This window comes from Streptomyces camponoticapitis (assembly GCF_014646115.1).
Lineage (GTDB): Bacteria > Actinomycetota > Actinomycetes > Streptomycetales > Streptomycetaceae > Streptomyces > Streptomyces camponoticapitis.
This window is the reverse complement of record NZ_BMMV01000024.1, coordinates 30701-53799: the sequence shown is the minus strand read 5'-3', so window position 1 is coordinate 53799 and position 23099 is coordinate 30701. Positions and strand designations below refer to the sequence as shown.

The following is a 23099-nucleotide window of genomic DNA, read 5'->3' as shown; positions in this document are numbered from 1 at the left end:
ACGCCCTCCTCCGCCCCGTGTCCCTGAGCCCCCGCGGCCGGGACCAGCCACGGGGCCGAGCGGGGCCTCACGCACGGGAGCCCCGTTGAAGCTCGGACACGTCGCCGCCGCGCTGGCCGGATCCGCACTGATCGCTGTCGCGGCCGCGGCGCCTTCGTCCTCGTCCCCCTCCGTTCCCTCCGGCTCCGCCCGCACCTCGGCGGTCGCCCCCAACACCGGCCTGGCGAAGTTCTCGGCGGCGTTCGCCCAGTCGCAGACGGCCCCCGAGAGGTCGCCGTCCGGCGCCAACCACTGGACCTGCCGGCCGAGCGCCGCGCACCCGCTCCCCGTCGTGCTGATCCACGGCACCTGGGCGAACGCCTACGCGAACTGGTCGGGACTCTCGCCCGTACTGAAGAAGGCCGGCTACTGCGTCTACGCCCTCAACTACGGCGCGCCCGACGGCGACGTGTTCAAGGGCAGGGGCCACATCCCCGAGTCCGCCAAGGAGGTGGCCGCCTTCGTCGACAGGGTTCTGGACGCCACCGGCGCGGAGAAGGCCGACCTGGTCGGACACTCCCAGGGCGGCGGGCTGCTGCCGCGCTGGTACCTCACGTTCGACGGGGGCGCCGCGAAGACGCATCGGCTGGTGGGCATCGCGCCCAGCAACCACGGGACGACGGCCTCCGGCATGGCGACCCTCGCCAAGTCGCTGCGGGTGCTGGACACCACGGCGCAGATGGCCGGACAGTCGGCGAAGGACCAGACGATCGGCTCGGACGTCAACGCGCGGCTGGACGCCGGTGGCGACACCGTGCCCGGCGTGCGGTACACGACCGTCGTCACGCGCACCGACGAAGTGGTCACCCCCTACCGCCAGCAGTACCTCGAAGCCGGTCCCGACGCCCCGGTGGAGAACCTCGATCTCCAGGACGCGTGCCCGGTCGACATGAGCGCGCATCTGGGCATCGCCTACAGCGACGTGATGTACCGGATGGTGCTCAACGCCCTCGACCCCGTGAACGCCCGCCCGGCGAGTTGCTTCGGCTGAGCGCGGTCACCGGCCGGCGGCGGCCGGAAGGGCGGGGCCCGGGACAGGGCACCGGGACGCTCTAATCGCTCGTACGTTCGACTGTGTGGTTATGCTGGAGCGCATGGCAGCACACGCACAGGGTTCGCTCTTCGACCAGACCGACGAGATCCGGCTCGGTCCGCTCAGGGACGTCCGGCGGACCGTGCTGGGCGACGGCGCGTGGATCGACCTGCTTCCCGGCTGGCTCACCGGGGCCGACGCCCTGCACGAGGAGCTGGCCTCCGGCGTGCCCTGGCGCGCCGAGCGTCGGCAGATGTACGAGCGGGTGGTGGCGGTGCCGCGGCTGCTCGCCTTCTACGGAGAGCGGGACGGCGGGCGGGAGGAGCTGCCGCACCCCGTTCTGGCGGAGGCGCGCGACGCGCTGAGCGCGTACTACGCCGACGAGCTGGGCGAGCCCTTCGTGAGTGCCGGCCTCTGTTATTACCGGGACGGCCACGACGGGGTCGCCTGGCACGGCGACCGCACCGGCCGGGGCTCCCACGAGGACACCATGGTCGCGATCCTCTCCGTCGGCGCCCCACGCGATCTGGTGCTGCGGCCCCGGCAGCGCCACGGCTCCGTCGTACGCAAGCCGCTCGGGCACGGCGACCTCATCGTGATGGGCGGCTCCTGCCAGCGCACCTGGGAGCACGCGATCCCCAAGACGACGCGGGCGGTGGGCGCGCGCATCAGCATCCAGTTCCGGCCGCGCGGCGTGAGTTGAGCGCACCTGTGCCGACGGTCTCTTCGGCGACTGAACGTCGCGAAGGAATCGGCCGTGGTCACGCTCGGATCATGGATAGCCAAGGGATGTTCAAGGGCCCATCAAGAGTTGGCATCCATGAAAGTCCTTTAATATTAGGGACGTTAGCGTCCGTACGTGAAAATCACCCCACATGCTCAGACGCCGGTGACGACCAGCCGCCGCGCTCTGCTCCGTGCCTCCGTTGCCACCGCGGCGGTCTCGACCGCCGCCGGAAGCGCACTCATCTCCGGTGCCGGTTCGGCGGGCGCCGCCACCCGGACGCCCATCTCGCGCACCAGGAGGCCCGCCACCCCCGCCGCCGCGCTGGCCGAACTCTCGGCCGGCAACCGCCGGTGGCGCACCTTCAAGCAGCAGCACCCGAACGAGTCGAGGGCCGTGCGGCAGGAACTGGTCTCCGGCCAGGCCCCCTTCGCGCTGATACTCGGCTGCATCGACTCCCGGGTACCGCCGGAGCTGGTCTTCGACCAGGGGCTCGGCGACCTCATGACCGTCCGCTCGGCCGGTGAGGTCCTGGACGAGGCCGTGCTCGGCAGCGTCGCCTACGGCGTCCTGGAACTCGGTATCCCGCTCGTCCTCGTCCTCGGGCACCAGTCGTGCGGCGCCGTCGCCGCCGCCGTGCACGCGGAGGAGACCGGGGAGTCCCTGCCCGCTCACATCCAGTACATAGCCGACCAGATCAAGCCCGCGATCGACCACTCGCAGGAGGGTGATGCACGGGTGGACGCCACGGTCAGCGCCCAGGTCGAACTGGTCCGTTCGCGTCTGGCGGGCGAGGCCGATCTCGCGGCCAAGGTGGCCGCGGGCGAGCTGGAGATCGTCGGCGCGCGCTACGAACTCAACACCCAGCTGGTCCACCGAATCAGCTGACCGGACCGGGGCCCGGCAAGGGCCTCCGCACGGTGAACGACGGATCGCGGACGAGGCCTCCTCGTCCGCGATCCGTCGCGTTCAGGGATCTGGGAACGGGTGTGTGTCGCCGCCCGACCCGGTTTCGTCAGGGAGTCGGGATGCCGCCCGGACGCGCGGGCCGTCCGAAACTCACCGGGACGCCCGGCGAGTAGAGCACGCTGACCGGGTCCCCGGCCGGCGCGGGCAGCCCCGCCGCCGTCACCAGATCCTCGGTGCACTCCACGAGATCCGCGTGGTGCAGCGCCCAGCGCGGGTGCGCGTTCGGCAGATACATCTGCTGGCCGAAGAACGTGCTGTGCATGCCCCAGCGCGCGGTCAGGAAGTGTTCGAGCTCACTCGGCTCCTCCAGGCGCCCACCGACCCGCAGTTCGATCCGGCTGCTCGCGCCCCGGGGGCCGGGCCAGCGCCGTCTGCTCGTGTACGTGAAGGTGTCGCCGGTCCGTTCGACGCTCATGCGCGACCAGAGATACGGCAGGCGGAACGCGGCCCGCGCGACCGCGACGGGGATCAGCCGCGACGCGTCGAGCGACCGGAAGACGACGCCCCGGCGCCCGTGCGTGTCCACCGAGTAGAGGCGGACGTTCGTCTCGGGGAAGGTCCCCAGATACGGAATGCCGGGTAGCCGGAACCAGCCCACCCGGTGCATCCGGAACGAGACGAGCCCGATGTAGGTCCTGCCGTGCAGGGTGTCGGGGACAGTGCCCGTCGGCAGGAGCGGCGCCACGTCCGCCGGGTCGGCGGCCCAGTGCAGGAAGGCGAGATCGAGCCAGGACTGCGTGAGCAGCAGACCGGTCGGCGTGCCGGGCGGATCCGCCGAGATCGGTCCGGGGACCGACGGGGTGAACGCCATGCTTCCAGGATCGCAGAGCCGACCGATCCGCGGGCGCACCGGCCGGTACGCCCGCGGACTCACGCGTCGGCGCGCTGCCGCGCCGACCGTCGGGGTCCGCCCACCGCCTTGGCCGATGCCGCGTGCAGGGACCTCAGGGCGAGCAGCAGGACGCCGATGTCGTCGAGATAGACGGGGTCGGGCAGCAGATCTACCGGGCTCACCACATAGATGAGGGCACCCCAGTAGGCGGCGCGGTTGCTCAGCGGCAGCCCGGCCTCGCGCAGCAGCGCGCGGGTCCGCAACACCTTGACGAACAGCACGATCGTTACGACGAGCATCGCGACGCAGGCGACGGCGGCGACCGCCAGGACGAGCGTGAGGTTGACGTCCATCGTTTCCGTGGCCTCCTCGGACGAGGGCCGGGGACCTGTCCGTCGGGCAGTTCCTCGCCTGTCCCGGACCGTGTTCCCGTAACTGGGCACTCCCACGTGCGAATTGAGGGGATTCACCGTATTGATGTGCGCCGAGGGGCAGCTTCCGGACCACTATAAACCCAGCGTATACATCGTGTGTATAGTGATCGGCATGTCATGGGACCCGCCCTGGCCAGGCGTGTTCCGTGCTGCCCGGATCCGTGCGGCCGATTCCGCGCCCACTCGCGGTGACGGAAACCGGATGCGAGTACGCGCCCGCTGAGGGCCCCTCCCGGAGTGCCGCGAGAACACAGAGAGAGCTCCGTCATGCCCAGAAGTGCCATACCTGGCTCCGCCATGCCCGAAATCGGCCCGTTCGCACCCGTGCGGCGCGGAGTCGGACGCACATCCCTCGCCGCGCTCGCCGTCGTCGCGGCGCTCGTCCTGACCCTCACCGGCTGCGGCACGCAGACCGTCTCGCCCGCCTCGGTCAGAGGGGATTCGGGAGGGAACGGCAAGGGGCGGTACGGCTCCGTCGACTGCGCCGAGGCCAAGTGCGTCGCCCTCACCTTCGACGCCGGCCCCGGCGAGGACACGCCACACCTGCTCGACATACTCAAGAAGGAGAAGGTGCCCGCCACCTTCTTCCTGCTGGGCAAGAACCATGTGCTGGCCCATCCCGACACCGTGCGACGCATCGCCGCCGAGGGGCACGAGGTCGCCAACCACACCTGGAGCCACCGCGTACTCACCGATCTCGACCGGGCCGCGATACGCGCCGAACTCGGCCGCACCCAGGACGCCATCGAGAAGATCACCGGCCACAGGCCCACGCTGATGCGCCCGCCCCAGGGGCGTACCAACGGCGACGTCACGGACGTCTCCCGCGAACTCGGGCTCTCCCAAGTCCTCTGGAGCGCCACGGCCAAGGACTACTCCACGACCGACTCCGCCCTCATCGAGCGCCGCATCGTCGACGACGCGTCCGCCGACGGGATCATCCTGCTCCATGACATCTACGACGGGACGGTCCCGGCCGTGCCCGGGATCATCAAGCGGTTGAAGAAGCGCGGCTTCACGTTCGTGACCGTGCCGCAGCTCTTCGCTCCGGCGGTCCCGAAGCCGGGCGAGGTCTACCGCCCCTGAGCCACACCGCGTTGAACGGAGTGTTCAAAACGGATAGTTGACATCATGATGTGTGTCCGCGCATGCTTGCCGTATGGCACCGACTCCTGACCAGCATGTCTCCGACCCCTTCACCCCACCGCACCCGGACCAGGCCCGTGCGCACCGTGTGCACGCGTCCCTGTTCCGTATCGCCGAGCGGCACGCGGCCACCGACGCACAGCGCCGCAGGCAGGCGCATCCGTCCGTCATCGCGCCCCACGAAGCCGTCAGGCTCGTGTCGTTCCTGCTCAGCGGGGCGGCGAAGCGCGAAGCGGATGAGCCCGAGGTGGACCACGCCGACATCACCGCCGCTCTGAGCCTGGTACCGCGCGCGCGTGGGGACATGGACGAGCTGGAAGCGGGACTTCTCCGGATGGCGCGAGGCCGGGGGATGACCTGGCAGGAGGTCGCCTTCGGCCTCGGTCTCGGCACCCCGCAGGCCGCCCGCCAGCGCTACGAACGGCTGGTCGGGCGTACGGCCGCCGACCAGGCGACGGAGGACGCCTCCGGCGAGGAGTAGGCCGATCGGCCGCGCCGGAGGTCCGACGCCGCGCGGGGCGGGACCCCGCGTCCGGCGAGTCGCGGAGCGGGCAGGCAGAGTAGAGCCATGGTGACCAAGTCCATGGGCGACGGGCAGCAGCCCCGCGCCACGCTCGGCAGTTATCCGACCCCGCTCGAACCGATGCCACGACTGGCCCGCGCGATCGGCCTCGGCGCCGACGACCTGTGGGTCAAACGCGACGACCTCATCGGTCTCGGCGGCGGTGGCAACAAGGTACGCAAACTGGAATGGACCTGCGGGACGGCGCTCGCCGACGGCGCCACCGTCCTGGTGACGACCGGCGCGCCGCAGAGCAACCACGCGCGCCTCACGGCGGCGGCGGGCGCCCGGCTGGGGATCGACGTCGTCCTCGTACTGTCCGGCGGCCCGGAATCGTCCGAGGGGGGCAATCTCACCCTCGACGGTCTGTTCGGCGCGCGGGTGGTGTGGGCCGGTGAGGGAGGCAAGGAGGAACTCGCCTCCACCGCCCGGCATGTGGTCGGCACACTGCGGGACCGCGGCGCCGTCCCCGCACTGATTCCCTTCGGCGGCTCCAGCGTGCTCGGCGCCCGCGGGTATGTCGAGGCCGGGCAGGAACTCCTCACCCAGACACCCGACTTGGCGTGTGTCGTCGTCGCGCTCGGCTCCGGGGGCACCATGGCCGGACTGGTCGAGGCGCTCGGGCCCGAGCGGGTCCTGGGCGTCCACTGCGGAGCCCTCGACGATCCGGCCCGCGTCGTGTCGGACCTGGCCTTCGGTCTCTCCGGCACGCATTGTCCGCCGGAGTCCCTGCGTATCCGTCACGACCAGGTAGGAGACGGCTATCCCGTGCTGACCGAGGCGTCCATGACCGCCCTCACCCTGGCCGCCCGTACCGAGGGCATGGTCCTCGATCCCATCTACACCGGCCGCGCGATGGCCGGTCTGACGGCCGCGGTCGCGTCCGGAGAGATCACCCCGGGCCGGCGCACGGTTTTCCTGCACTCGGGGGGACTGCCCGGCCTCTTCGGCCACCGGGAGGCCCTTGCCCGGGCCGCGGAGGAACTGGCCGTCGACGGCGACCCGTTGAGAGCCAGCTGAGCGATCCGGGGGAGACGGTTGCCGGGCGTCAGGAGTCCGGGTCGGCGATCGCCGCCTGCTGCCGGGCGGTACGCACCGCCGCCGAGAGGTGGCCGATGTCGTACGCCCCGTGGTGGCGGCGCCCGTTGATGAAGAACGTCGGCGTCCCCGACACCCCGCTCAGGTCGGCGGAGTCCACGTCGTCCTCGATGCGCCCCATGCCCCTGTGGTGCCGCAGATGCCGTTCGAAGCGCTCCGTGTCGAGACCGAGGTCGTCCGCGAGGCGGACCGCCTCCGCGAACCGGAGCGTGCCCTCGCGCGCCAGCAGGAGATCGTGCATCTCCCAGAACGCGCCCTGGTCGTGGGCGGCCTCCGACGCCTCCGCGCCGAGCATCGCGCCGGGGTGTACGTCGGTCAGCGGCATGTGCCGCCACACGTAGCGGACATCCCCGAAGTCGGACAGCAGCTCCCTGATGATCGGCTCGGCCCTCCCGCAGTACGGGCAGTCGAAGTCGCCGTACTCCACGACCGTGACCGGCGCATCCAACGGGCCGCGGATCTTGTCGAGTTCGGGATCGACGGGGACCGCGAGGTCGATGATCGACTCGGCGGTGCCGAGCAGGGCGCGGGTACGGCGTTCCTTCGGCAGCAGCCCGATCACGGCGCTGACGGCCCAGGTCAGCACGAACGAGATGAGCAGTGCGGTGAGCGTGCCGATCTTCGCGTTCTCCAGCTGTTCGCCGTCGAAGGCGAGAGTGGCGATCAGCAGCGACACCGTGAACCCGGCGCCCGCGATCGTCCCGCCGGCGGCGACCGCACCCCACCCGACGGGCGGGCGCAGCCGGCCGTGGGTGAAGTGCTGGGTCAGCCATGCCGCGCTGAGGACCGCGATCGGTTTGCCCGCGACGAAGGCGCACACGATGCCCAGCGTGACGGGGGAGGTGAAGGCCCGCGACAGTTCGTCGCCGCTGATCTGGATCCCGGCGTTGGCCAGCGCGAACACCGGCACGATCGCATAGCTGGACCACGGGTGGAACATCCGCAACAGCCGGTCGTTGGGCGAGATCGCCGTCGCGAGACCGATCCGTGCGGAGCGTTCGAGCTCCGGTGTCGGCTGTTCCCTGAACCGGCGGAAGAGACCGGAGGCACGTTCGAGATCGCCTCGGGCGGCGGGATACGCGAAGGTGAGCAGCCCCATCACCAGCCCGATGACGACGGGGTCGATGCCGGACTCCCACAGCGCGACCCACGCGGCCGCTCCCAGCACCGCGTACCAGCCGCCCGGGCGCACGCCTTCGTGCCGCAGCAGCACGATCACGCCGAGGATGCCGAGGGCCACGAGAAGGGCGATGGGCGCGACGCTCTTGCTGTATCCGAAGGTGATGACCGCGAGCGCCACGAAGTCGTCGACGACGGTCACAGCCAGGATGAATGTACGCAGCCCCGTGGGCAGGCGCTTGCCGAGCAGTGCCAGCATGCCCAGGGCGAAGGCGGTGTCCGTGGACATCGCGGCGCCCCAGCCGTGGGTTTCGCCGTCCCCGGCGTTGATGAGCAGATAGATCGCGACGGGCACGACCATGCCGCTGACCCCGACGAAAACGGGGAGCGCGATACGCCGTGCGTCGCGCAACTCTCCCAGATCCCGCTCGCGCCGCGCCTCAAGACCGACGACGAAGAAGAACACGGCCATCAGGCCGCTGTTGACCCAGTCGCGCACTTCGAGGGAGAGACTTCGCGATCCGAACGACAGCCCCACATGCGTCCGCCAGAAACGGTCGTACGAGGAGAGGTCGGCGTTCGCCCACGCGAGCGCGGCCAGCACGGCGGCCAGCAGTACGGCGGCGCTGCCCGTCTCGGTGCGCAGGAAGTCCCGCCACGGTGTGGGCCTGGGGCCGTCGCACTGCGTCTGCCCGCTGAATCCGTCGTCCGGTGAGGAATCCGTCATTTCTGGATTCTCTCCTCGCGGGCCGGTCGGGACCGGCAACGGGCAGTGTGTCGCCCACGGCTCTTGCGGCTCCCGCCCGCGCATCGGCCGCAGAGCCCGCCTGTGGCGCCCCGTCCGCCGCGCGGTCGGGTGGATCAGGCGGCGTCGTGGAAGACGAGTCCGAGGCTGTGCCGACGGCCTGAGCGCACCGTGCTCACGCCGTGCCGCATGGGCGCGTTCGACCAGCCCCGCGCGGAGCGTACGGGCCGGTCGCGCGTGGTGAACACCAGCCCGTGGCCCTGCGGCACCGTGGCCGACGAGCCCCGCGACTGGGCGCGCGGACGCTGCTCGGTCATGATGAACTCACCCCCGGTGAAGTCCGTTCCCGGCACGTCCAGCCCGACGACGACCTGGAGCGGGAAGACCATGTCGCCGAAGACGTCGCGGTGCAGGGCGTTCCAGTCGCCGGGCCCGTAACGGAGCAGGATCTGGGCCGACTTGCCCTGCCCCGCCTCGTGACACACCGTCAGCCACTCGTCCAGCGCGCCGGGCCAGGGTGCGGGGTGGCCCAGCTTCCCGGCCCAGTCGCGCGCGACCGGCAGCAGACGGGGATAGAGCGCGGTACGCAACTCCCTTACCAGGTCGGGGAGGTCGTGGGTGAAGTAGCGGTACTGCCCGGACCCGAATCGGTGGCGGGCCATGTCGACGGTCGTACGGAACCGCTCGCCGTCGTCGTACAGCGCGGAGATCGCGCGGCACTCGGCGGGGGAGAGGAGCGGCTGTCCGGTGAGCGCGTTGCCGTACGCGTCGAGATCACCGGCGATCGCGTCCCAGTCCTGCGCGGCGACACGATCGTCCGTCCGGCCTGCCCGTCCGATGGTCTTCATCGTCTCTCCGCCTCTCCGGTCACTCTCGTTCCACTGCCGAGAGTGCCGCCCGGAGACCGCCCCTGCTGGCGGGATTCGGACATCACGCTGAGGGAGCCGGCTGTACGCCCGTCACCGCCGGCGATCAGCGCGAACAAACCATGCGATTCCAGCCGCCGTCGGCCACGCTCTTTGCCCCCCCCGCGATGGGCTTCTCCGGGGTCGCCCGCCGCGTGGCCGGGACCCGGCGAGGCGTCCGCTCCGCGGAACGCGGGGGCGGTAGAGCAGTTCCTGCGGCTCGGGCGGGCGGTCGTCCGAGCGCCGCCCTCGCCTTTCGCCACCGCCGAGAAGGAGCACAGTCATGACTGCCAGGGACTTCAAGATCGCCGTCTTCGTCGGCAGCACCCGCCCCGGCCGCAAGAGCAAGGCAGTCGCCGACTGGGTCCTCAAGAAGGCGGCCGAGCGCGTGGCGACCTATGAACTGGTCGATCTGGTCGACCTACCCGCTGCCGCACCTCGACGAGGCGGTCCCAGGCAGTACGACGGCGCGCACACGAGGAGGTGGGCGGAGAAGATCGCCTCCTACGACGGCTTTGTGTTCGTCACCCCCGAGTACAACTACTCCACCTCCGGCGTCCTGAAGAACGCCATCGACTACCTGTACGCCGAGTGGAACAACAAAGCCGCCGCCTTCGTCGCTTACGGCTCGCTCGGCGGCGCGCGCGATCGAGCACCTGCGCGGCGTCAGCGCCGAACTGCAGATCGCCGACGTGCGACAGCAACTGTCCTTCTCGCTGTTCACCGACTTCGAGAACTTCTCCGCATTCAAGCCCGCGCCCCGGCACGGGGCCTCCGCCACCACGCTGTTCGACCAGCTCGAAGCCTGGTCCGGCGCGCTGAAGCCGCTCCGCGCCTGAACTGCCGGGACCGAGATCTCCGCGCCGCCCGCCCCCGTGGGCCGGGCCGACCCGCCACCGTCGCGATCGGCGGAGGCGGGTTCGGGCCGCGAGCGGTCACGGGCACAGAGTGGTCAGTCCCGGACCCTGTCCTCGTCGTCGTCCCAGAGGTCGGTGCGGAACGCGCCTACCAGAGCGCCGACACGGTCCAGCAGCTCCGCGGCCGGCAGGGAGTCCACGCGCCGGCCGTCCCGCAGCCGCAGCGCCACCGAATCCCCGGAGGCCTCCCGCGCCCCGATCACCGCCTGGTACGGCACCAGCCTGGCCGCCCTGACGCGTGCGCCCAGGGTGCCGTGCTCGGGCCCCGACACCTCCGCCCGCAGCCCCCGCTCCGCACAACGGTCCACGAGCTCGGCGGCCCGCGGGAGCTCGGTGTCGGAGATCGGCAGCACCACGACCTGGGTCGGCGCGAGCCAGCCGGGAAAGGCCCCGCCGTGCTGCTCCACGAGGTGTGCGACGGCCCGCTCCACGCTGCCGACGACACTGCGGTGGATCATCACCGGCCGGTGCCTGTCACCGTCCGCGCCGATGTAATACAGATCGAACCGCTCCGGCTGGTGGAAGTCGACCTGGACGGTCGACAGGGTCGACTCGCGCCCGGCCTCGTCGGCGATCTGGACGTCGATCTTCGGGCCGTAGAACGCGGCCTCGCCCTCCACCGCCTCGTACGGGACACCCGAGCTGTCCAGGACCTCGGTCAGCAGCGCCGCTGACCGCTCCCACATGGCCGGATCGGCGACGTACTTCCCGCCGGGGCCCGGCAGCGAGAGCCGGAACCGCGCGGGCCGGATGCCCAGCGCCTCGTACGCCCGCCGGATCAGCTCCAGCGCCGCCCGAGCCTCGTCGGCCACCTGGTCCAGGGTGCAGAAGATGTGCGCGTCGTTGAGCTGGATCGACCGTACGCGGGTGAGACCGCCCAGTACCCCGGACAGCTCGGAGCGGTACATGCCGCCCAACTCGGCCATCCGGAGCGGCAGTTCGCGGTAGCTGTGGGCGCGGGAACGGTAGATCAGCGCATGGTGCGGACAGAGACTCGGCCGCAGGACGAACTCCTCACCGCCCAGATCCATCGGCGGGAACATGTCGTCCTGGTAGTGCGACCAGTGCCCGGAGATCTCGTACAACTCCCGTTTGCCCAGCACCGGCGAGTACACATGGCGGTAGCCCGCACGCCGCTCCACGCCGCGGATGTACTCCTCCAGGGCGTGCCGTACGGTCGCGCCGTCGGGCAGCCAGTACGGCAGCCCCGCGCCCATGAGCGGGTCGGTGTCGAACAGGCCCAATTGGCGGCCGAGTCTGCGGTGGTCGTGCATCGTGGTCTCCTCGCTCGGGGCGGAGCGGGTGACCGCGTGGCGAAGCCCCGGGGCACTCGCCCCGGGGCTTCGAACTGGTCAGCAGTCAGCGCGCCGGGACACTCTCCGGCGTCGTCGTCATGGCGGCACGCTTCATGGGACCGACGGTAGAGCCGAGACCCCGCCCACGGCAACATCATTTCTCCACCACGCGCCACCCGCGTACCGCGAACACCTTCTGTCGTAACTCTGGACACCCGCCGAGCGCGCGTGCTGTCATTCCGCTGCGGACTCTTTCCAACGTTGTAATCCCCCGGGACGAAAACCCTTCCGCCCCCGTCCGCGCGAGGACATCGAGGACTTCCATGAGACGAAAGCCCGCCACCCGCTCACGCCCACCTCTCCGCTCCCGCCCCCTGCTGCGCTCGCTCCTGCTCGCCGTCGCCCTCCTCCTGCCGACGAGCGGCCTCGCGCCGGCCGCGACAGCCGCCTCCGAAGGCACCGTGACCCCGCTCACCTCGTCCGCGGGCGCGCCGGGGGACGAGGTGCACGGCCTCAAGGGCGAGTACTTCAGCATGTCCGCGCCCGGCGCGCGCGACTTCGCCGACCTCGGGGGAGTGGCCCTCGACCCGCAGATCGAATTCCCGGGCCTGGCCACGACGTTCGAGTCCCTGACCGGCCGTACGGAGCACACCACCGCCCGCTGGACCGGTCGTATCGAGGCGCCCGCGAGCGGCGACTACACCTTCTACGCGATCGGCGACAACGGCTTCCGGGTGTGGATCGGCGACAGGGCGGTGATCGACCACTGGGAGCCGGACTGGGACAAGGAGCAGACCAGCGAACCGGTGACCCTCACCGCCGGTGAGCCGCAGGAGATCCGCGTCGAGATGTTCCAGGACACCGGCGGCGCGAACATGTTCCTGCGCTGGTCGGGCGCCGGGACCGAGAAGCAGATCGTCCCCGAGTCCGCGTTCACCCCGCCCGCCGACTTCGAGGTCTACCCCATCTCGCCGACGGTCGGAAAGGACGGCCGCCGGCTCCGCGCGACCTTCGAGTCCGAGGTCGGCGGCACGATCGCCGCGGTCAAGGACCATCTGAGGATCGAGGTCGACACGACCCCGATGCCGGTCTCCTCCGTCGCCCGCACACCCGGCGACCCCCACGCCCTGGACATCACGCTGAAGGCGCCCGTCCAGAAGGACCAGCGGGTCAGCTTCCGTTACGACGGTCGGGGCGGCCTCCAGGTCGGCGGCGAGACCGTGCCGGAGATCATGCGCACGGCGGCCAATGACTCCACACACCGGCTCACCACCGAGTGGGGCGACAGGCTCGACCCGGACAACCCGCTGCCCGAGTACCCCCGTCCGCAGCAGGTGCGCGACAACTGGGAGAGCCTCAACGGGCCTTGGCAGTTCGCCGGCGCGGAGAAGGACGAACCGCCCGTCTTCGGCAAGGACCTGGACGAGAGGATCATCGTGCCGTTCCCGGTCGAGTCGCAGCTCTCCGGTCTCGAACGCCACGAGGACCACATGTTCTACCGCAAGCTCGTGGACGTCCCGAAGAGCTGGAAGGTCGGCGGCGGCAAGCGGCTGAAGCTCAACTTCGACGCCGTCGACTACGCGACCCGTGTCTGGGTCAACGGCACGAAGGTCACCGAACACACCGGCGGTTACACGGCGTTCAGCGCCGACATCACCGACGCGCTCAGGAACGGCGGCAACGGCCCGCAGGAGATCGTCGTCGCCGTCACCGACACCAACGGCCCCAACCAGCCGATGGGCAAGCAGTCGACCGACCCCGGCGGCATCGTCTACACCCAGTCGTCGGGCATCTGGCAGACGGTCTGGATGGAGCCGGTCGCGACGGCGGCCGTCGACGAACTCGTCACCACGCCCGACATCGACTCGCGCAGCCTGGCCGTCACCGTCAACTCCGCCAAGGCATCACCCGACGCCAAGGTCAGGGCGGTCGCCCGCGACGCCAGGGGCAGGATCGTCTCCACGGTCAGCGGCCGGCCCGGCACCGAACTGCGCCTGCCCATCAAGAACCAGCGGCTCTGGACCCCGGACGACCCGTACCTCTACGACCTCGACGTCACCCTCACCGACGGCCGTTCCACCGACAGCGTCGACAGCTACTTCGGCATGCGGTCCGTCGGTGTCGAGGAGGTCGGCGGCTACCAGAAGCTCGTGCTCAACGGGAAGCCGATCTTCTCCCTCGCCATGCTGGACCAGGGATTCTGGCCCGACGGTCTCTACACCCAGCCCAGCGACGCGGCGCTCGCCTTCGACCTCGAAGCCCAGAAGAAGCTGGGCTTCAACGCCGTACGCAAGCACATCAAGGTCGAGTCGGCCCGCTTCTACCACCACGCCGACAAGCTCGGCCTGCTCGTCTGGCAGGACTTCGTCTCCAGCGACATCACCAACGAGGCGGGCCGGAAGACCTTCGTCGACGAGGGCAGGCAGATGATGAGGCAGCTGCACAACTCGCCCTCCGTCATCGGCTGGATCGTCTTCAACGAGGGCTGGGGCGAGTGGAACCGGGAGGAGACCGGCCGGATCGCCGAATCGGTGAAGCAGACCGACCCCTCCCGGATCGTCAACGCGCACAGCGGCGTCAACTGCTGTTCCTCCAAGGGGGACTCGGGCAAGGGCGAGATCATCGACCACCACGACTACCTCAACAACGACGCCCCGTTCCCCGACCATCGCGCCGCGATGGACGGCGAGCACGGCGGCTTCACGCTCCGCACCCCGGGGCACATGTGGCCCGGCCCGCCCGCCGCGATCTACAGCGGGGTGGCGGACAAGGACGCGCTCACCACGAAGTACGTCGAGAACACCACCGAGTTCTATCTCGAAGCGGCCAACGCGGAACTGTCCGGCTCCGTCTACACCCAGGTCAGCGACCTGGAGAACGAGCTCAACGGCTTCTACACCTACGACCGCCGGCAGATCAAGGTCGACCCCGCGCGCGTGCGGGCCGTCAACCTGAAGGTCATCAAGGCCGGAGCCGAGGCCGGCGAGCGGGACGAGCTGAGCGGCGGCGGGCACTGGCCGCTGGACGAGGGGAAGGGCACCACGTCCCGGGACCTGGGCCCGAACGGGAAGCCGCTGAGCCTCGTCGGCGGCCCGGCCTGGACACCCGGCGTCAGCGGCTCGGCTCTGGCCTTCGACGGAGAGGGCCAGTACGCGCAGACCGAAGGACCGGTCGTCGACACCACGAGGAGCTACTCGGTGTCGGCCTGGGTCACTCTCGACGCCCTCCCCGGCAATTACGCGACGGCGGTCAGCCAGGACGGCCGGCGTACGGAGAATCCGTTCTATCTCCAGTACGGCCAGGGCGCGTTCGCCTTCAGCACCCCCGGCGGCAATCGCGCCCGTCTGGTGACCGAGCCGGAGACCGGCCGCTGGTACCACCTCGTCGGGGTCCGTGACTCGGCCTCCGACGACATCAGGCTGTACGTCGACGGCGTACCGGTCGCGACCGCCGCGGCGGGTCCGGTCGACGTGAGCACCGGACCGCTGTCGGTCGGCCGCGCCAAGTACGACGGCGCCAAGGGCGACTTCTGGAACGGATCGATCGACCAGGTGCGCGTTTACGACAGGGCTCTGACGGACGGTCAGGTCAAGGAGCTGCACCAGGGGCAACTGCCGCGCTGACGCGGACGGAAGGCCGTACGGCCCCCGCCGAGCAGGTCGGCTCGACGGGGACCGTACGCGTGTGTGCGGAACTGGTCAGGGCGGCGGCGCGGATCAGCAGTACAGGTTGCCGCCCGGCGAGACACCCAGGATCTGGGTGAAGCGCTGGTAGTTGTTGATCCGGCTCTGGACCGTGGCGGGGTTGCGGCCGTCGCACTCCAGCGAGCCGTTGATGGAACGGATCGTCTGGCCGAACCCGGCCTGGTTGACCATCGCGTTGTGCGGGGTCATCGTGCCGGGACCGTTCTGGGTGTTCCAGTACCAGAGGCCGGTCTTCCAGGCGACGGCCGAGTCGTTCTGCACACGCCACGGGTCGGCGAGCAGGTTGATGCCCAGCGCGTCACCGGCCGCCTTGTAGTTGAAGTTCCAGCTGAGCTGGATCGGACCGCGGCCGTAGTACGCGGCCTGGCCGGCCGGGCAGCCGTAGGACTGGTTGCGGTCGCAGTAGTTCGGGTAGTTGGCCGTGTTCTGCTCCACGACATGCACGAGACCGCCGGTCTCGTGGCTGACGTTGGCGAGGAACGCCGCGGCCTCCTGCTTCCTGACCGTGTCGCTGCCCGTCTTGGCGAAGCCGGGGTAGGCGCTCAGCGCGGCGGTCAGACCGCTGTAGCTGTAGAAGCCGTTGCGGCCCGGGAACATCTGGTTGAACTGCGACTCACTGACGACGAATCCACCCGGCGACGGGTTGCCTCCACCGCCGCTGGGCGCGTTCCACTTCTGGTTCGACTGGCCCGTACAGGTCCAGATCTGGAGCCGGGTGCCGTTCGCCGTGCTGCGGTTCTGGATGTCCAGGCACTTGTTCGCCTGGGGGTTGACGATGTCGTTCGCGCCGGAGACGGTCCAGCGCTGGTTCGCGGCGCCGGTGCAGTCCCACAGATGGACGAGGGCTCCGTCGGCGGTGCTGTTGTTGGAGACGTCCAGGCACTTGCCGAGGGCGCGCAGCGTGCCGTCACCCGGGTTCGACCAGCGCTGGGCGTTGCTGCCGTTGCAGTCGTAGATCTGTACGGGGGTGCCGTTGGCGTTGCTCGCCCCTGCGACGTCGACGCATTTGCCGCCCAGACCGGTGATCTGACCGTCGGCGGCCTGGGCTGCCGGGGCGGTGAAGAGAGTGGCGATGAGGGCCGCGACTGCGAGGAGGATCGCGGACCGCAGGAGGGAGAGGCCTCTGCCGGATTTGCTCAACATCTCTGAATGTTTTCCCTTCGCGCCAACGGCGCACAGAGCCCTGCCGACGACGCGACAGGGCCAAGGAGGAGATGTGCGGGAGGTGTGTCGATTGGATTGAATGGGAAGGTCTAGACCTTGTCAAGTGCATGGCCAAACCAGCCGGTTGACGCCACGTCACACCTCGTGAGCCCGTGGTCCCGGCCCTGCCCCTGCCAGGTCTTCCAGGTGCGGCAGCGCGTCGGCGGCGAACAGACGTCGAGCCTCGGCGGCTCGCCATTCGCGCACGGGACCTGGCACCGTCGCCTCGTCCAGGGCCCGGACCAACGACCGCGGACCGGTCGCGTGGGCCGTGAGACCCTCCTCTGCCATCCGTCGCACGCCGTCCTTGCCGTGCCCGGGAATGGGCCGGTACCCGATCACCGGAACGCCAGCGGCCAGTGCCTCCAGAGCCGTCTGTCCGGCGGCGTTGTCGACGAGCGCGCGGGACGCGGCCAGCAGGCCGGGCATGTCCGTCACCCAGCCGAGGGCGACGACACCGGGCGTCCGGGACGCCCGTGAGCGAAGCCGCCTGTTGCTGCCGCAGAGGACGACCGGCAGAAAACCCGCGCCGGCGATGACCCGTGCCGTCTCCAGCACATGGTTTCCGGCCCCCCAGGCACCGGTCGAGATCAGCACGGGTCCCCGCTCCGTACCCCCGAGGACGCCCGCCCAGCCCTCAGCCTCCGCCGGTGCGTGGAAGCGCCGAGCCACGAGGGGGCCCGAGACGGCGGCGGAGCGGCCCACCGCGCGCCGTACTTCACCGGCGATACCGGACGTGAGGCACAGATTGAGGTCGTTGCCCGGATGCAGCCACTGCCGGTGCACCGCGAAGTCCGTGATCACCACGGCACCGGGTACGGTCAGGCTTCCCCGGGCCCGAAGCCTCCCGGTGAGCTGGGCGGCGAGATGAAACACGGGAACGATCACATGCGGCCGCCACCGCTCGACCAGTTGGAGAAACCGTCTCTCTGCCAGGGCGGCCAGCGGTCCGTTACCGGGCCGTGGTCCCTTGCCCGGCCGCAGGAACACCGCGTACACACCCGCGTACACGGCGGGCACATGGCAGACGGCCACCCGGTAGAACTCCCGCACCCCGCGGCCGACGCCGGGAGGAAGCAGTTCGAGGACGTCCACCTGGGCAGCGGTGTGCCCGGCGCCTTCGAGTCTTCTCATCAGCTCCGCCGCCACCGCGGCGTGGCCCGACCCCATGCCGGCGCTCACGATCAGGAAACGCCTGCCCGTGGATGTCTTTCCGTCGTTCCCGGACGAGGGATCCATGTCGGCTCCGCATCGAGTTCGCCGTTGCTCATCCCGATGTACCGGGCTCCGCGCGATCTCAAACGGAACACTCCCACCGGCCGGGACCGGCGGAATCCCTTGGTGTGAACGTTGCCCACGAAGGGTTGTGCGGGCCCCCCGGACGGGTCATGTCTCGATGAGTCCACTCCACGGGCCAGGCGTCTTCCGTCCTGGTCGGCCGTCGCATCCCGGCGGCGGCCGCTCACAGCGTCGATACAGGGGCAGCCATGGAACCCGGCCCTTCCGGCCCCGATCAGGCCGGCACCGCCCGCGACCCGTCGGACCCCGGACAGCCGTCCCCCCGTACCGCTCTGGTCACCGGGGCCTCGTCCGGCATCGGGGCGGCGGTGGCCAAGCGGATCGCCGCCGAGCGTGCCTGGCGGGTCGTGGTCAGCGGCCGGGACCAGCGGCGCCTGGCCGAGATCGCCGACCAGACCTCGGCCGTTCCCGTGCGGGCAGACCTCGCCACGTCCGCCGGGGTCGAGCGCCTGGTGACCAGGACGCTCGACGCCGTCGGGCACATCGATCTGCTCGTGGCCGCCGCCGGGGTCGGATGGGCCGGCCCCCTCCCGGAGATGCCTGCGGCCGCCGTCGACGAGGTACTCACGGTGAACCTGACAGCCGTGGCACATCTTGTCCGGCTCGTCCTGCCGGGCATGCTCGCCGCGGGGCGCGGGCAGATCGTGCTGGTGGGTTCCACGGCGGGTACCTACGGCGTGCGCCGGGAAGTCGTCTATTCAGCCGCGAAGGCCGGCGTGGAAGCCCTCGCCGAATCACTTCGCTACGAACTGAGTGACACCGGCGTCCGCGTCCTGCATGTCGTCCCCGCCGCAGTGGACACCCCCTTCTTCGAACGGCGCGGGACCCCCTACACCAGGGGCGTACCCCGGCCGCTTCCGCCGGAACGGGTCGCCGAAGCGCTCTGGGACGCCCTCACGCACGGGCGGCAAGAAGTCTTCGCACCACGCTGGCTGGGCCTGCCCCGGCGCCTGCGGGGCATGGCACCCGGTCTCTTCCGGCGCCTCGCCTCCCGTTTCGGCTGACACCACCGCGCTCGCGGGTCGCCGTCCACCGCGGCGACCGGGATACTTACGGAGAGGAAGCCGCCTGCCGGGCCTGCGGCCGTGGTCAGCACCCTGACTGTCGGAGGACGAGGCGAATGGACGCTCATTCCGGGACCGCGCGGCCCCGTCGTGTGATGCCGCGAGTCCGTTGCCCCGGACCGGTCGTCCCGGGCCGCCGTCTGCTGACGACCGCTCCGGCGCTGGCCCTCGCCGCCCACATGGCCCCGGCGGGCACCTGGCTCGCGGGACCGCGCAGAGCGTTCTTCCCCGGCCTCGCGGGCGTCGGCCGCGCCGACCATGTGGCACTCACCTTCGATGACGGCCCGGATCCGCGATCCACCCCGCGCTTCCTCGACCTGCTCGACGAACTCCACACCCACGCGACCTTTTTCGTGATCGGCACCGCTCTCCTGCGCCATCCTCGGCTCGGCCGCGAGATCACACGCCGGGGTCACGAGGTCGCGGTGCACGGGTGGACGCACAACCGCCCCTGGCTGCCCACCCCGGGCCAGGACACTCGTGAACTCGCCCGCGCCGCCCAGGTGGTGCGCTCCGTCTGCGGAGCACCACCGCTCTGGTACAGGCCGCCGTACGGAATCCTGACCGGCGGCCGGTTGCTCGCGGCCCGGCGTACGGGGCTGCGTCCGGTTCTCTGGACAGCGTGGGGAAAGGACTGGACCGCCGAGGCGACCGCCGAGTCGGTGCTGGCGAACGTACGACGCGATCTGCGCGGCGGTGGCACCGTACTTCTCCACGACTCCGACCGGACGTCGGCGCCCGACTGCTGGCGGTCGTCGCTGGAGGCACTGCCCGACCTTGTCGACGGCTGCCGGTCGAAGGGTCTGAACGTGGGCCCACTGGTGGAACACCGGGGCTTCGCGGCTGAGCCGGGCGAAACGCTGTCCGAGTAACCCGGCACTGGGCAGGAGGTGTTCGCCTCGGTTGGCGTCGCCCTCATGCCCTGACGGCGACGCCCGCACGCCCCGCCCAGGAAGATCCGCCGGACGCCCTCTAGCGCATGACCGCCGTGGGACCGCTCGCGTCGAGGTCGCCTTTGCGCAGACGGTAGACCTGCAATGACAGGTTGTAGTACTTCTCCGTCTCGCCGACCCACTCCATTCCCACCCGTCGGGCCGTCGCCGCGCCGCGCCTGTTCCGGGGCCGTACCACCGCGAACAGCTCCTCGACACCGGCCTCCGACTCGAAAGCCTGATGTGCCACCGCGTGCCCGGCCTCGGCGGCCAGGCCCAGACCCCACAGATCCGGTGCCAACTGCCAGCCGATCTCCAGGTCGCTGCCGAACGGAGGGAGCGGCAGCAGGGCCACACCTCCGATCAGCTCGCCGGTCTCGCGCAGCGAGATGGCCCACCGGCCCTGGGGAGGTTCGAGGGTGGACGACTCGGTCATCCATCGTGCGATGAGGCGCTCCATGGCCGCCAGGTCGGACACCGGCTCCAGGGCCGGGGCCAGCCATCGGGACACCTTGTCAACGCCGTAGACGGGCAGCGCCGCCTCGGCGTCGCCCGGCGCCCAAGGTCGAAGGGTCAGCCGGGGAGTGGTGATCCGGGAGCCTTCCACAGTGACCCGATGTATTCGGTCAGCCATATAACGAGAATATCACCGGACGACCTGGTCAGCCGGGGGTGGTGCGGTCCAACTACCTCTTCTTCCGCCATGGGTGGCCCACCGGAATTCAATGGAATACCCGGCCCCCGTGCGCCGTTCTACTGGGTACCTGGGGGAGAAGAGGCCTCAGGTGGTCGGCGAATAGGAGGAACGCATATGAAGTCTCGTATACACCCCGTGTCCCGTCCGGTGGTATTCCGGGACCGTGCCGCCGACTACGCGTTTCTGACGCGGTCGACCGCCGACTCCGACAAGACCATCGAGTGGGACGACGGGAAGAGGTACCCCGTCATCGACGTCGAGACATCATCGGCGAGCCATCCCTTCTACACGGGCAACTCGCAGGTTCTTGACACCGCGGGCCGTGTGGAGCGATTCGAGCGCCGTTACGGCGACGCGTCGAAGCGCGGATGAGCGGCGCCGGGAAGCGTCGGCGCGAAAACGGAGACCTTGAACCCCGGTAGCGGGATCGGAAGATCAAGCCGCCGGGGTTCTCTCTGCCGTCGTATTCACGCGTGCGGTTCCATCTCGCCGTCGGCCGAATTGGATTGATCGCGGTCGGCGGACTCTGACACCATCGCCGGATGATCACTATCGGGACCATCGTGATGGGCGCGGCCGATGTCCGCCGGGCCGCGGACTTCTGGACGAGGGCCCTGGACTACGTTCCGCGCGACGGCCTGGTGGAGGACGACTGGGTCGTCCTCGTCCCCGCGCACGGCCCCGGGCCGGGGCTGTCCCTCGGGCTCAGCGTGACGCCGGTGCGGGAACACCCCCGCGTCCACCTCGATCTCTACGCGCGCGACGCCGCCGAGCAGGCCGCGGAAGTGGAGCGCCTGCTCTCGCTGGGCGCCGAACGCGTCGACTGGGACAGCTATCCCGACGACGCCGACTTCGTCGTCCTCGCCGACACCGAGGGCAACCGCTTCTGCGTCATCGACACCGACCACGGCTGAGCGGCGGAGCCGCCCCCGTCCCCGACCAGGAGCAAACGTTGAGTACCGAACCGCGTTCCGCCGTCGTCCTGATCACCGGCGTGATGGGTCCGGGAAATCCACCGTCGCCGGCCTCCTCGCCGAACGGCTGCCGCGCGCCGCGCACATCCGGGGCGACACCTTCCGCCGCATGATCGTCTCCGGCCGTGAGTAGGTGCTGCCCGGGGCGACCGCGGAGGCCACAGCCCAACTCGACCTGCGCCAGCGGATCTCGGCGATGGTGGCCGACGAGTACGCGAGTGACGGATGGACGGCGATCGTCCAGGACATCGTCATCGGCCCGGACCTGAGCCGGTTCGTCGCCAGGGTCCGTACGCGTCCGCTGTACGTCGTCGTGCTCGCGCCCTGTGCCGACGCCGTACGGAGCAGGGAGGACGCGCGTCCGAAGACCGGTTACGGCGCCTGGACGGTGGAGGCGCTCGACCACGGACCGCGCGCGGAGACCGAGCGCATTGGCCTCTGGCTCGACACCAGCGAGCAGACACCGCAGGAGACGGTCTCGGCGATCCTCGCCGGCCTCCCCGCCGCGCTCGTCACCTGACGCCCGGTGCGGCGGTCGCCTACCGCCGGTCGCCCCAGTCGCCCGACACCGGGTCCCGCCCCTCATCGAAGGCGCGCCGCACGGGATCCGGCAGCGGAGCGAGCCCGAGGAGACCCGAGACCAGTCGGGTGGTGAGGGCGTGCCATTCGCCGGCCCGCCGCAGCATCGCGTGGTCCCCGCCGGACATCAGCACCGCGCACGCGTGCGCGCCCACCGCACGTGCGCGGCGCGCGACATCGCGGCTGCCCCGGGGGTCGGTCGTACGGTCCCGGTCGCCGTGTACGAGGACGACCTGCCGGTCCGCCAGTTGGGCCACCGGCTCGCCGATGGGGCACCACGGGGCGAGCCCCACCACGCCGCGCACCAGACCGTGCCCGGCCACGGCGAGCGCGGCGCGCCCGCCCATCGAATGACCGACCAGTACCACCCGGGTCGAACCGGCGAACGACTCCAGCTCGTCGAGCGCCCGGCGCGCGTCCACCGCCGCGTCGGCACGCGCGCCGTTCCACCCCCGGTGCCGATACCTGATCCGGCCCACGAGGACGTCGTGCCCCTCGGTGACGCGCAGCACCGCCCGGGTGAACGGGCGCATTCGCGCGGCGATCAGATCCAGGCGGGGCGGCGGCTCCATCCCCTCCGCGCGCCCGCCGTGCAGCAGGAGCACGGCGCCGGCCGGCCGCCGGACCGGGCGGTCGAGGACGAGCGCGGGCGGGAGCGGGACGCGGGAATCGCTGTCGGGCACGTGGTGCCTGGCCTCTCTGCCGTCTTCCGTGGTGGGCGGTGGTGGGTGGAGCGGGTGGATCACACCCACCACCGAAGTATTCGGCGCGGAGGCCGCCGAGGACAGCCCGGACGCCCGTCGGCGTCAGGAGCGGCGCGCCGTTCCCT

General features: G+C 70.6%; 21 protein-coding genes and 2 pseudogenes. 14 read left to right on the top strand and 9 right to left on the bottom strand.

The window, feature by feature from the left end; genetic code table 11:
* Positions 1 to 85 precede the first annotated feature (85 nt).
* The 3 genes from IEY79_RS29435 to IEY79_RS29425 all read left to right on the top strand — a co-directional run bounded on the left by IEY79_RS29435 (position 86) and on the right by IEY79_RS29425 (position 2684).
* A complete protein-coding gene (locus IEY79_RS29435; protein WP_229701217.1) occupies positions 86 to 1030 on the top strand; it encodes an esterase/lipase family protein in 945 nt (314 codons plus the stop codon).
* Between the two features lie 103 nt (positions 1031 to 1133).
* A complete protein-coding gene (locus tag IEY79_RS29430) occupies positions 1134 to 1775 on the top strand; it encodes an alpha-ketoglutarate-dependent dioxygenase AlkB (protein ID WP_189110674.1) in 642 nt (213 codons plus the stop codon).
* 156 nt (positions 1776 to 1931) lie between these two features.
* Positions 1932 to 2684 carry a carbonic anhydrase gene (locus IEY79_RS29425; RefSeq protein WP_189110673.1) on the top strand — a complete coding sequence of 251 codons (753 nt, stop codon included), beginning with the start codon at positions 1932 to 1934 and terminating at the stop codon, positions 2682 to 2684.
* A gap of 127 nt (positions 2685 to 2811) precedes the next feature.
* On the opposite strand, the gene IEY79_RS29420 is transcribed toward IEY79_RS29425, so the two are convergent.
* Positions 2812 to 3576 (bottom strand): YqjF family protein, encoded by a 765-nt coding sequence (locus IEY79_RS29420; protein ID WP_189110672.1) that lies wholly within the window; start codon positions 3574 to 3576, stop codon positions 2812 to 2814.
* A 59-nt stretch (positions 3577 to 3635) separates the two neighbouring features.
* A complete protein-coding gene (locus IEY79_RS29415) occupies positions 3636 to 3950 on the bottom strand; it encodes a YkvA family protein (protein WP_189110671.1) in 315 nt (104 codons plus the stop codon).
* A gap of 378 nt (positions 3951 to 4328) precedes the next feature.
* Between IEY79_RS29415 and IEY79_RS29410 the strand changes: the two genes are divergently transcribed.
* The 3 genes from IEY79_RS29410 to IEY79_RS29400 all read left to right on the top strand — a co-directional run bounded on the left by IEY79_RS29410 (position 4329) and on the right by IEY79_RS29400 (position 6759).
* A complete protein-coding gene (locus IEY79_RS29410) occupies positions 4329 to 5117 on the top strand; it encodes a polysaccharide deacetylase family protein (RefSeq protein WP_229701216.1) in 789 nt (262 codons plus the stop codon).
* A 73-nt stretch (positions 5118 to 5190) separates the two neighbouring features.
* A complete protein-coding gene (locus tag IEY79_RS29405; RefSeq protein ID WP_189110669.1) occupies positions 5191 to 5658 on the top strand; it encodes a DNA-binding protein in 468 nt (155 codons plus the stop codon).
* 87 nt (positions 5659 to 5745) lie between these two features.
* A complete protein-coding gene (locus IEY79_RS29400) occupies positions 5746 to 6759 on the top strand; it encodes a D-cysteine desulfhydrase family protein (protein WP_229701215.1) in 1014 nt (337 codons plus the stop codon).
* A 28-nt stretch (positions 6760 to 6787) separates the two neighbouring features.
* On the opposite strand, the gene nhaA is transcribed toward IEY79_RS29400, so the two are convergent.
* Positions 6788 to 8683 (bottom strand): Na+/H+ antiporter NhaA, encoded by a 1896-nt coding sequence (gene nhaA / locus IEY79_RS29395; RefSeq protein ID WP_189110668.1) that lies wholly within the window; start codon positions 8681 to 8683, stop codon positions 6788 to 6790.
* Between the two features lie 134 nt (positions 8684 to 8817).
* Entirely contained in the window at positions 8818 to 9549 is a 732-nt protein-coding gene (locus IEY79_RS29390; RefSeq protein ID WP_189110667.1) for a 2OG-Fe(II) oxygenase, read from the bottom strand.
* A gap of 340 nt (positions 9550 to 9889) precedes the next feature.
* Between IEY79_RS29390 and IEY79_RS37580 the strand changes: the two are divergent.
* Positions 9890 to 10192 (top strand): annotated as a pseudogene (locus IEY79_RS37580) (NADPH-dependent FMN reductase); the annotation flags it as partial.
* A 106-nt stretch (positions 10193 to 10298) separates the two neighbouring features.
* Entirely contained in the window at positions 10299 to 10445 is a 147-nt protein-coding gene (locus tag IEY79_RS37575; protein ID WP_229701214.1) for a hypothetical protein, read from the top strand.
* 113 nt (positions 10446 to 10558) lie between these two features.
* Here IEY79_RS37575 and thrS read toward each other — a convergent pair whose 3' ends face one another.
* Entirely contained in the window at positions 10559 to 11797 is a 1239-nt protein-coding gene (thrS, locus tag IEY79_RS29380; RefSeq protein WP_189110666.1) for a threonine--tRNA ligase, read from the bottom strand.
* 344 nt (positions 11798 to 12141) lie between these two features.
* Between thrS and IEY79_RS29375 the strand changes: the two genes are divergently transcribed.
* Positions 12142 to 15441 (top strand): LamG-like jellyroll fold domain-containing protein, encoded by a 3300-nt coding sequence (locus IEY79_RS29375; protein ID WP_189110665.1) that lies wholly within the window; start codon positions 12142 to 12144, stop codon positions 15439 to 15441.
* A 93-nt stretch (positions 15442 to 15534) separates the two neighbouring features.
* Here IEY79_RS29375 and IEY79_RS29370 read toward each other — a convergent pair whose 3' ends face one another.
* Both IEY79_RS29370 and IEY79_RS29365 read right to left on the bottom strand, forming a co-directional pair.
* Positions 15535 to 16665, bottom strand: a complete 1131-nt coding sequence (locus IEY79_RS29370; RefSeq protein WP_189110664.1) for a lectin — start codon at positions 16663 to 16665, stop codon at positions 15535 to 15537.
* Positions 16666 to 16821: 156 nt separating this feature from the next.
* Entirely contained in the window at positions 16822 to 17964 is a 1143-nt protein-coding gene (locus IEY79_RS29365) for an MGDG synthase family glycosyltransferase (protein ID WP_189110663.1), read from the bottom strand.
* Positions 17965 to 18212: 248 nt separating this feature from the next.
* Here IEY79_RS29365 and IEY79_RS29360 point away from each other — a divergent pair, with 248 nt between their 5' ends.
* A complete protein-coding gene (locus IEY79_RS29360; protein ID WP_189110662.1) occupies positions 18213 to 19028 on the top strand; it encodes an SDR family NAD(P)-dependent oxidoreductase in 816 nt (271 codons plus the stop codon).
* A 155-nt stretch (positions 19029 to 19183) separates the two neighbouring features.
* Positions 19184 to 19960 (top strand): polysaccharide deacetylase family protein, encoded by a 777-nt coding sequence (locus IEY79_RS29355; RefSeq protein ID WP_189110661.1) that lies wholly within the window; start codon positions 19184 to 19186, stop codon positions 19958 to 19960.
* Positions 19961 to 20060: 100 nt separating this feature from the next.
* Here the strand turns inward: IEY79_RS29355 and IEY79_RS29350 are convergent, their stop codons facing one another.
* Positions 20061 to 20654, bottom strand: coding sequence for a GNAT family N-acetyltransferase (locus IEY79_RS29350; RefSeq protein WP_189110660.1), 594 nt, complete (start codon positions 20652 to 20654; stop codon positions 20061 to 20063).
* A 177-nt stretch (positions 20655 to 20831) separates the two neighbouring features.
* Here IEY79_RS29350 and IEY79_RS29345 point away from each other — a divergent pair, with 177 nt between their 5' ends.
* The 3 genes and pseudogenes from IEY79_RS29345 (at position 20832) to IEY79_RS29335 (ending at position 22211) form a co-directional block, all read left to right on the top strand.
* Complete coding sequence (locus tag IEY79_RS29345) at positions 20832 to 21089, top strand: type B 50S ribosomal protein L31 (RefSeq protein ID WP_189110659.1); 258 nt, start codon at positions 20832 to 20834, stop codon at positions 21087 to 21089.
* A gap of 170 nt (positions 21090 to 21259) precedes the next feature.
* Positions 21260 to 21631 carry a VOC family protein gene (locus IEY79_RS29340; protein WP_189110658.1) on the top strand — a complete coding sequence of 124 codons (372 nt, stop codon included), beginning with the start codon at positions 21260 to 21262 and terminating at the stop codon, positions 21629 to 21631.
* An 83-nt stretch (positions 21632 to 21714) separates the two neighbouring features.
* A pseudogene (locus IEY79_RS29335) lies at positions 21715 to 22211 on the top strand (P-loop nucleotide/nucleoside kinase family protein).
* A 19-nt stretch (positions 22212 to 22230) separates the two neighbouring features.
* Here IEY79_RS29335 and IEY79_RS29330 read toward each other — a convergent pair.
* Entirely contained in the window at positions 22231 to 22953 is a 723-nt protein-coding gene (locus IEY79_RS29330; RefSeq protein ID WP_189110657.1) for an alpha/beta hydrolase, read from the bottom strand.
* Positions 22954 to 23099 lie beyond the last annotated feature (146 nt).

Excerpts from the sequence above, each read along its gene's own strand:
- IEY79_RS29430 (WP_189110674.1), top strand. The coding sequence starts at position 1,134 with ATGGCAGCACACGCACAGGGTTCGCTCTTCGACCAGACCGACGAGATC.
- IEY79_RS29420 (WP_189110672.1), bottom strand. The coding sequence starts at position 3,576 with ATGGCGTTCACCCCGTCGGTCCCCGGACCGATCTCGGCGGATCCGCCC.
- IEY79_RS29415 (WP_189110671.1), bottom strand. The coding sequence starts at position 3,950 with ATGGACGTCAACCTCACGCTCGTCCTGGCGGTCGCCGCCGTCGCCTGC.
- IEY79_RS29410 (WP_229701216.1), top strand. The coding sequence starts at position 4,329 with ATGCCCGAAATCGGCCCGTTCGCACCCGTGCGGCGCGGAGTCGGACGC.
- IEY79_RS29405 (WP_189110669.1), top strand. The coding sequence starts at position 5,191 with ATGGCACCGACTCCTGACCAGCATGTCTCCGACCCCTTCACCCCACCG.
- IEY79_RS29400 (WP_229701215.1), top strand. The coding sequence starts at position 5,746 with ATGGTGACCAAGTCCATGGGCGACGGGCAGCAGCCCCGCGCCACGCTC.
- nhaA (WP_189110668.1), bottom strand. The coding sequence starts at position 8,683 with ATGACGGATTCCTCACCGGACGACGGATTCAGCGGGCAGACGCAGTGC.
- IEY79_RS29390 (WP_189110667.1), bottom strand. The coding sequence starts at position 9,549 with ATGAAGACCATCGGACGGGCAGGCCGGACGGACGATCGTGTCGCCGCG.
- thrS (WP_189110666.1), bottom strand. The coding sequence starts at position 11,797 with ATGCACGACCACCGCAGACTCGGCCGCCAATTGGGCCTGTTCGACACC.
- IEY79_RS29375 (WP_189110665.1), top strand. The coding sequence starts at position 12,142 with ATGAGACGAAAGCCCGCCACCCGCTCACGCCCACCTCTCCGCTCCCGC.
- IEY79_RS29370 (WP_189110664.1), bottom strand. The coding sequence starts at position 16,665 with ATGTTGAGCAAATCCGGCAGAGGCCTCTCCCTCCTGCGGTCCGCGATC.
- IEY79_RS29365 (WP_189110663.1), bottom strand. The coding sequence starts at position 17,964 with ATGGATCCCTCGTCCGGGAACGACGGAAAGACATCCACGGGCAGGCGT.
- IEY79_RS29360 (WP_189110662.1), top strand. The coding sequence starts at position 18,213 with ATGGAACCCGGCCCTTCCGGCCCCGATCAGGCCGGCACCGCCCGCGAC.
- IEY79_RS29355 (WP_189110661.1), top strand. The coding sequence starts at position 19,184 with ATGCCGCGAGTCCGTTGCCCCGGACCGGTCGTCCCGGGCCGCCGTCTG.
- IEY79_RS29350 (WP_189110660.1), bottom strand. The coding sequence starts at position 20,654 with ATGGCTGACCGAATACATCGGGTCACTGTGGAAGGCTCCCGGATCACC.
- IEY79_RS29345 (WP_189110659.1), top strand. The coding sequence starts at position 20,832 with ATGAAGTCTCGTATACACCCCGTGTCCCGTCCGGTGGTATTCCGGGAC.
- IEY79_RS29340 (WP_189110658.1), top strand. The coding sequence starts at position 21,260 with ATGATCACTATCGGGACCATCGTGATGGGCGCGGCCGATGTCCGCCGG.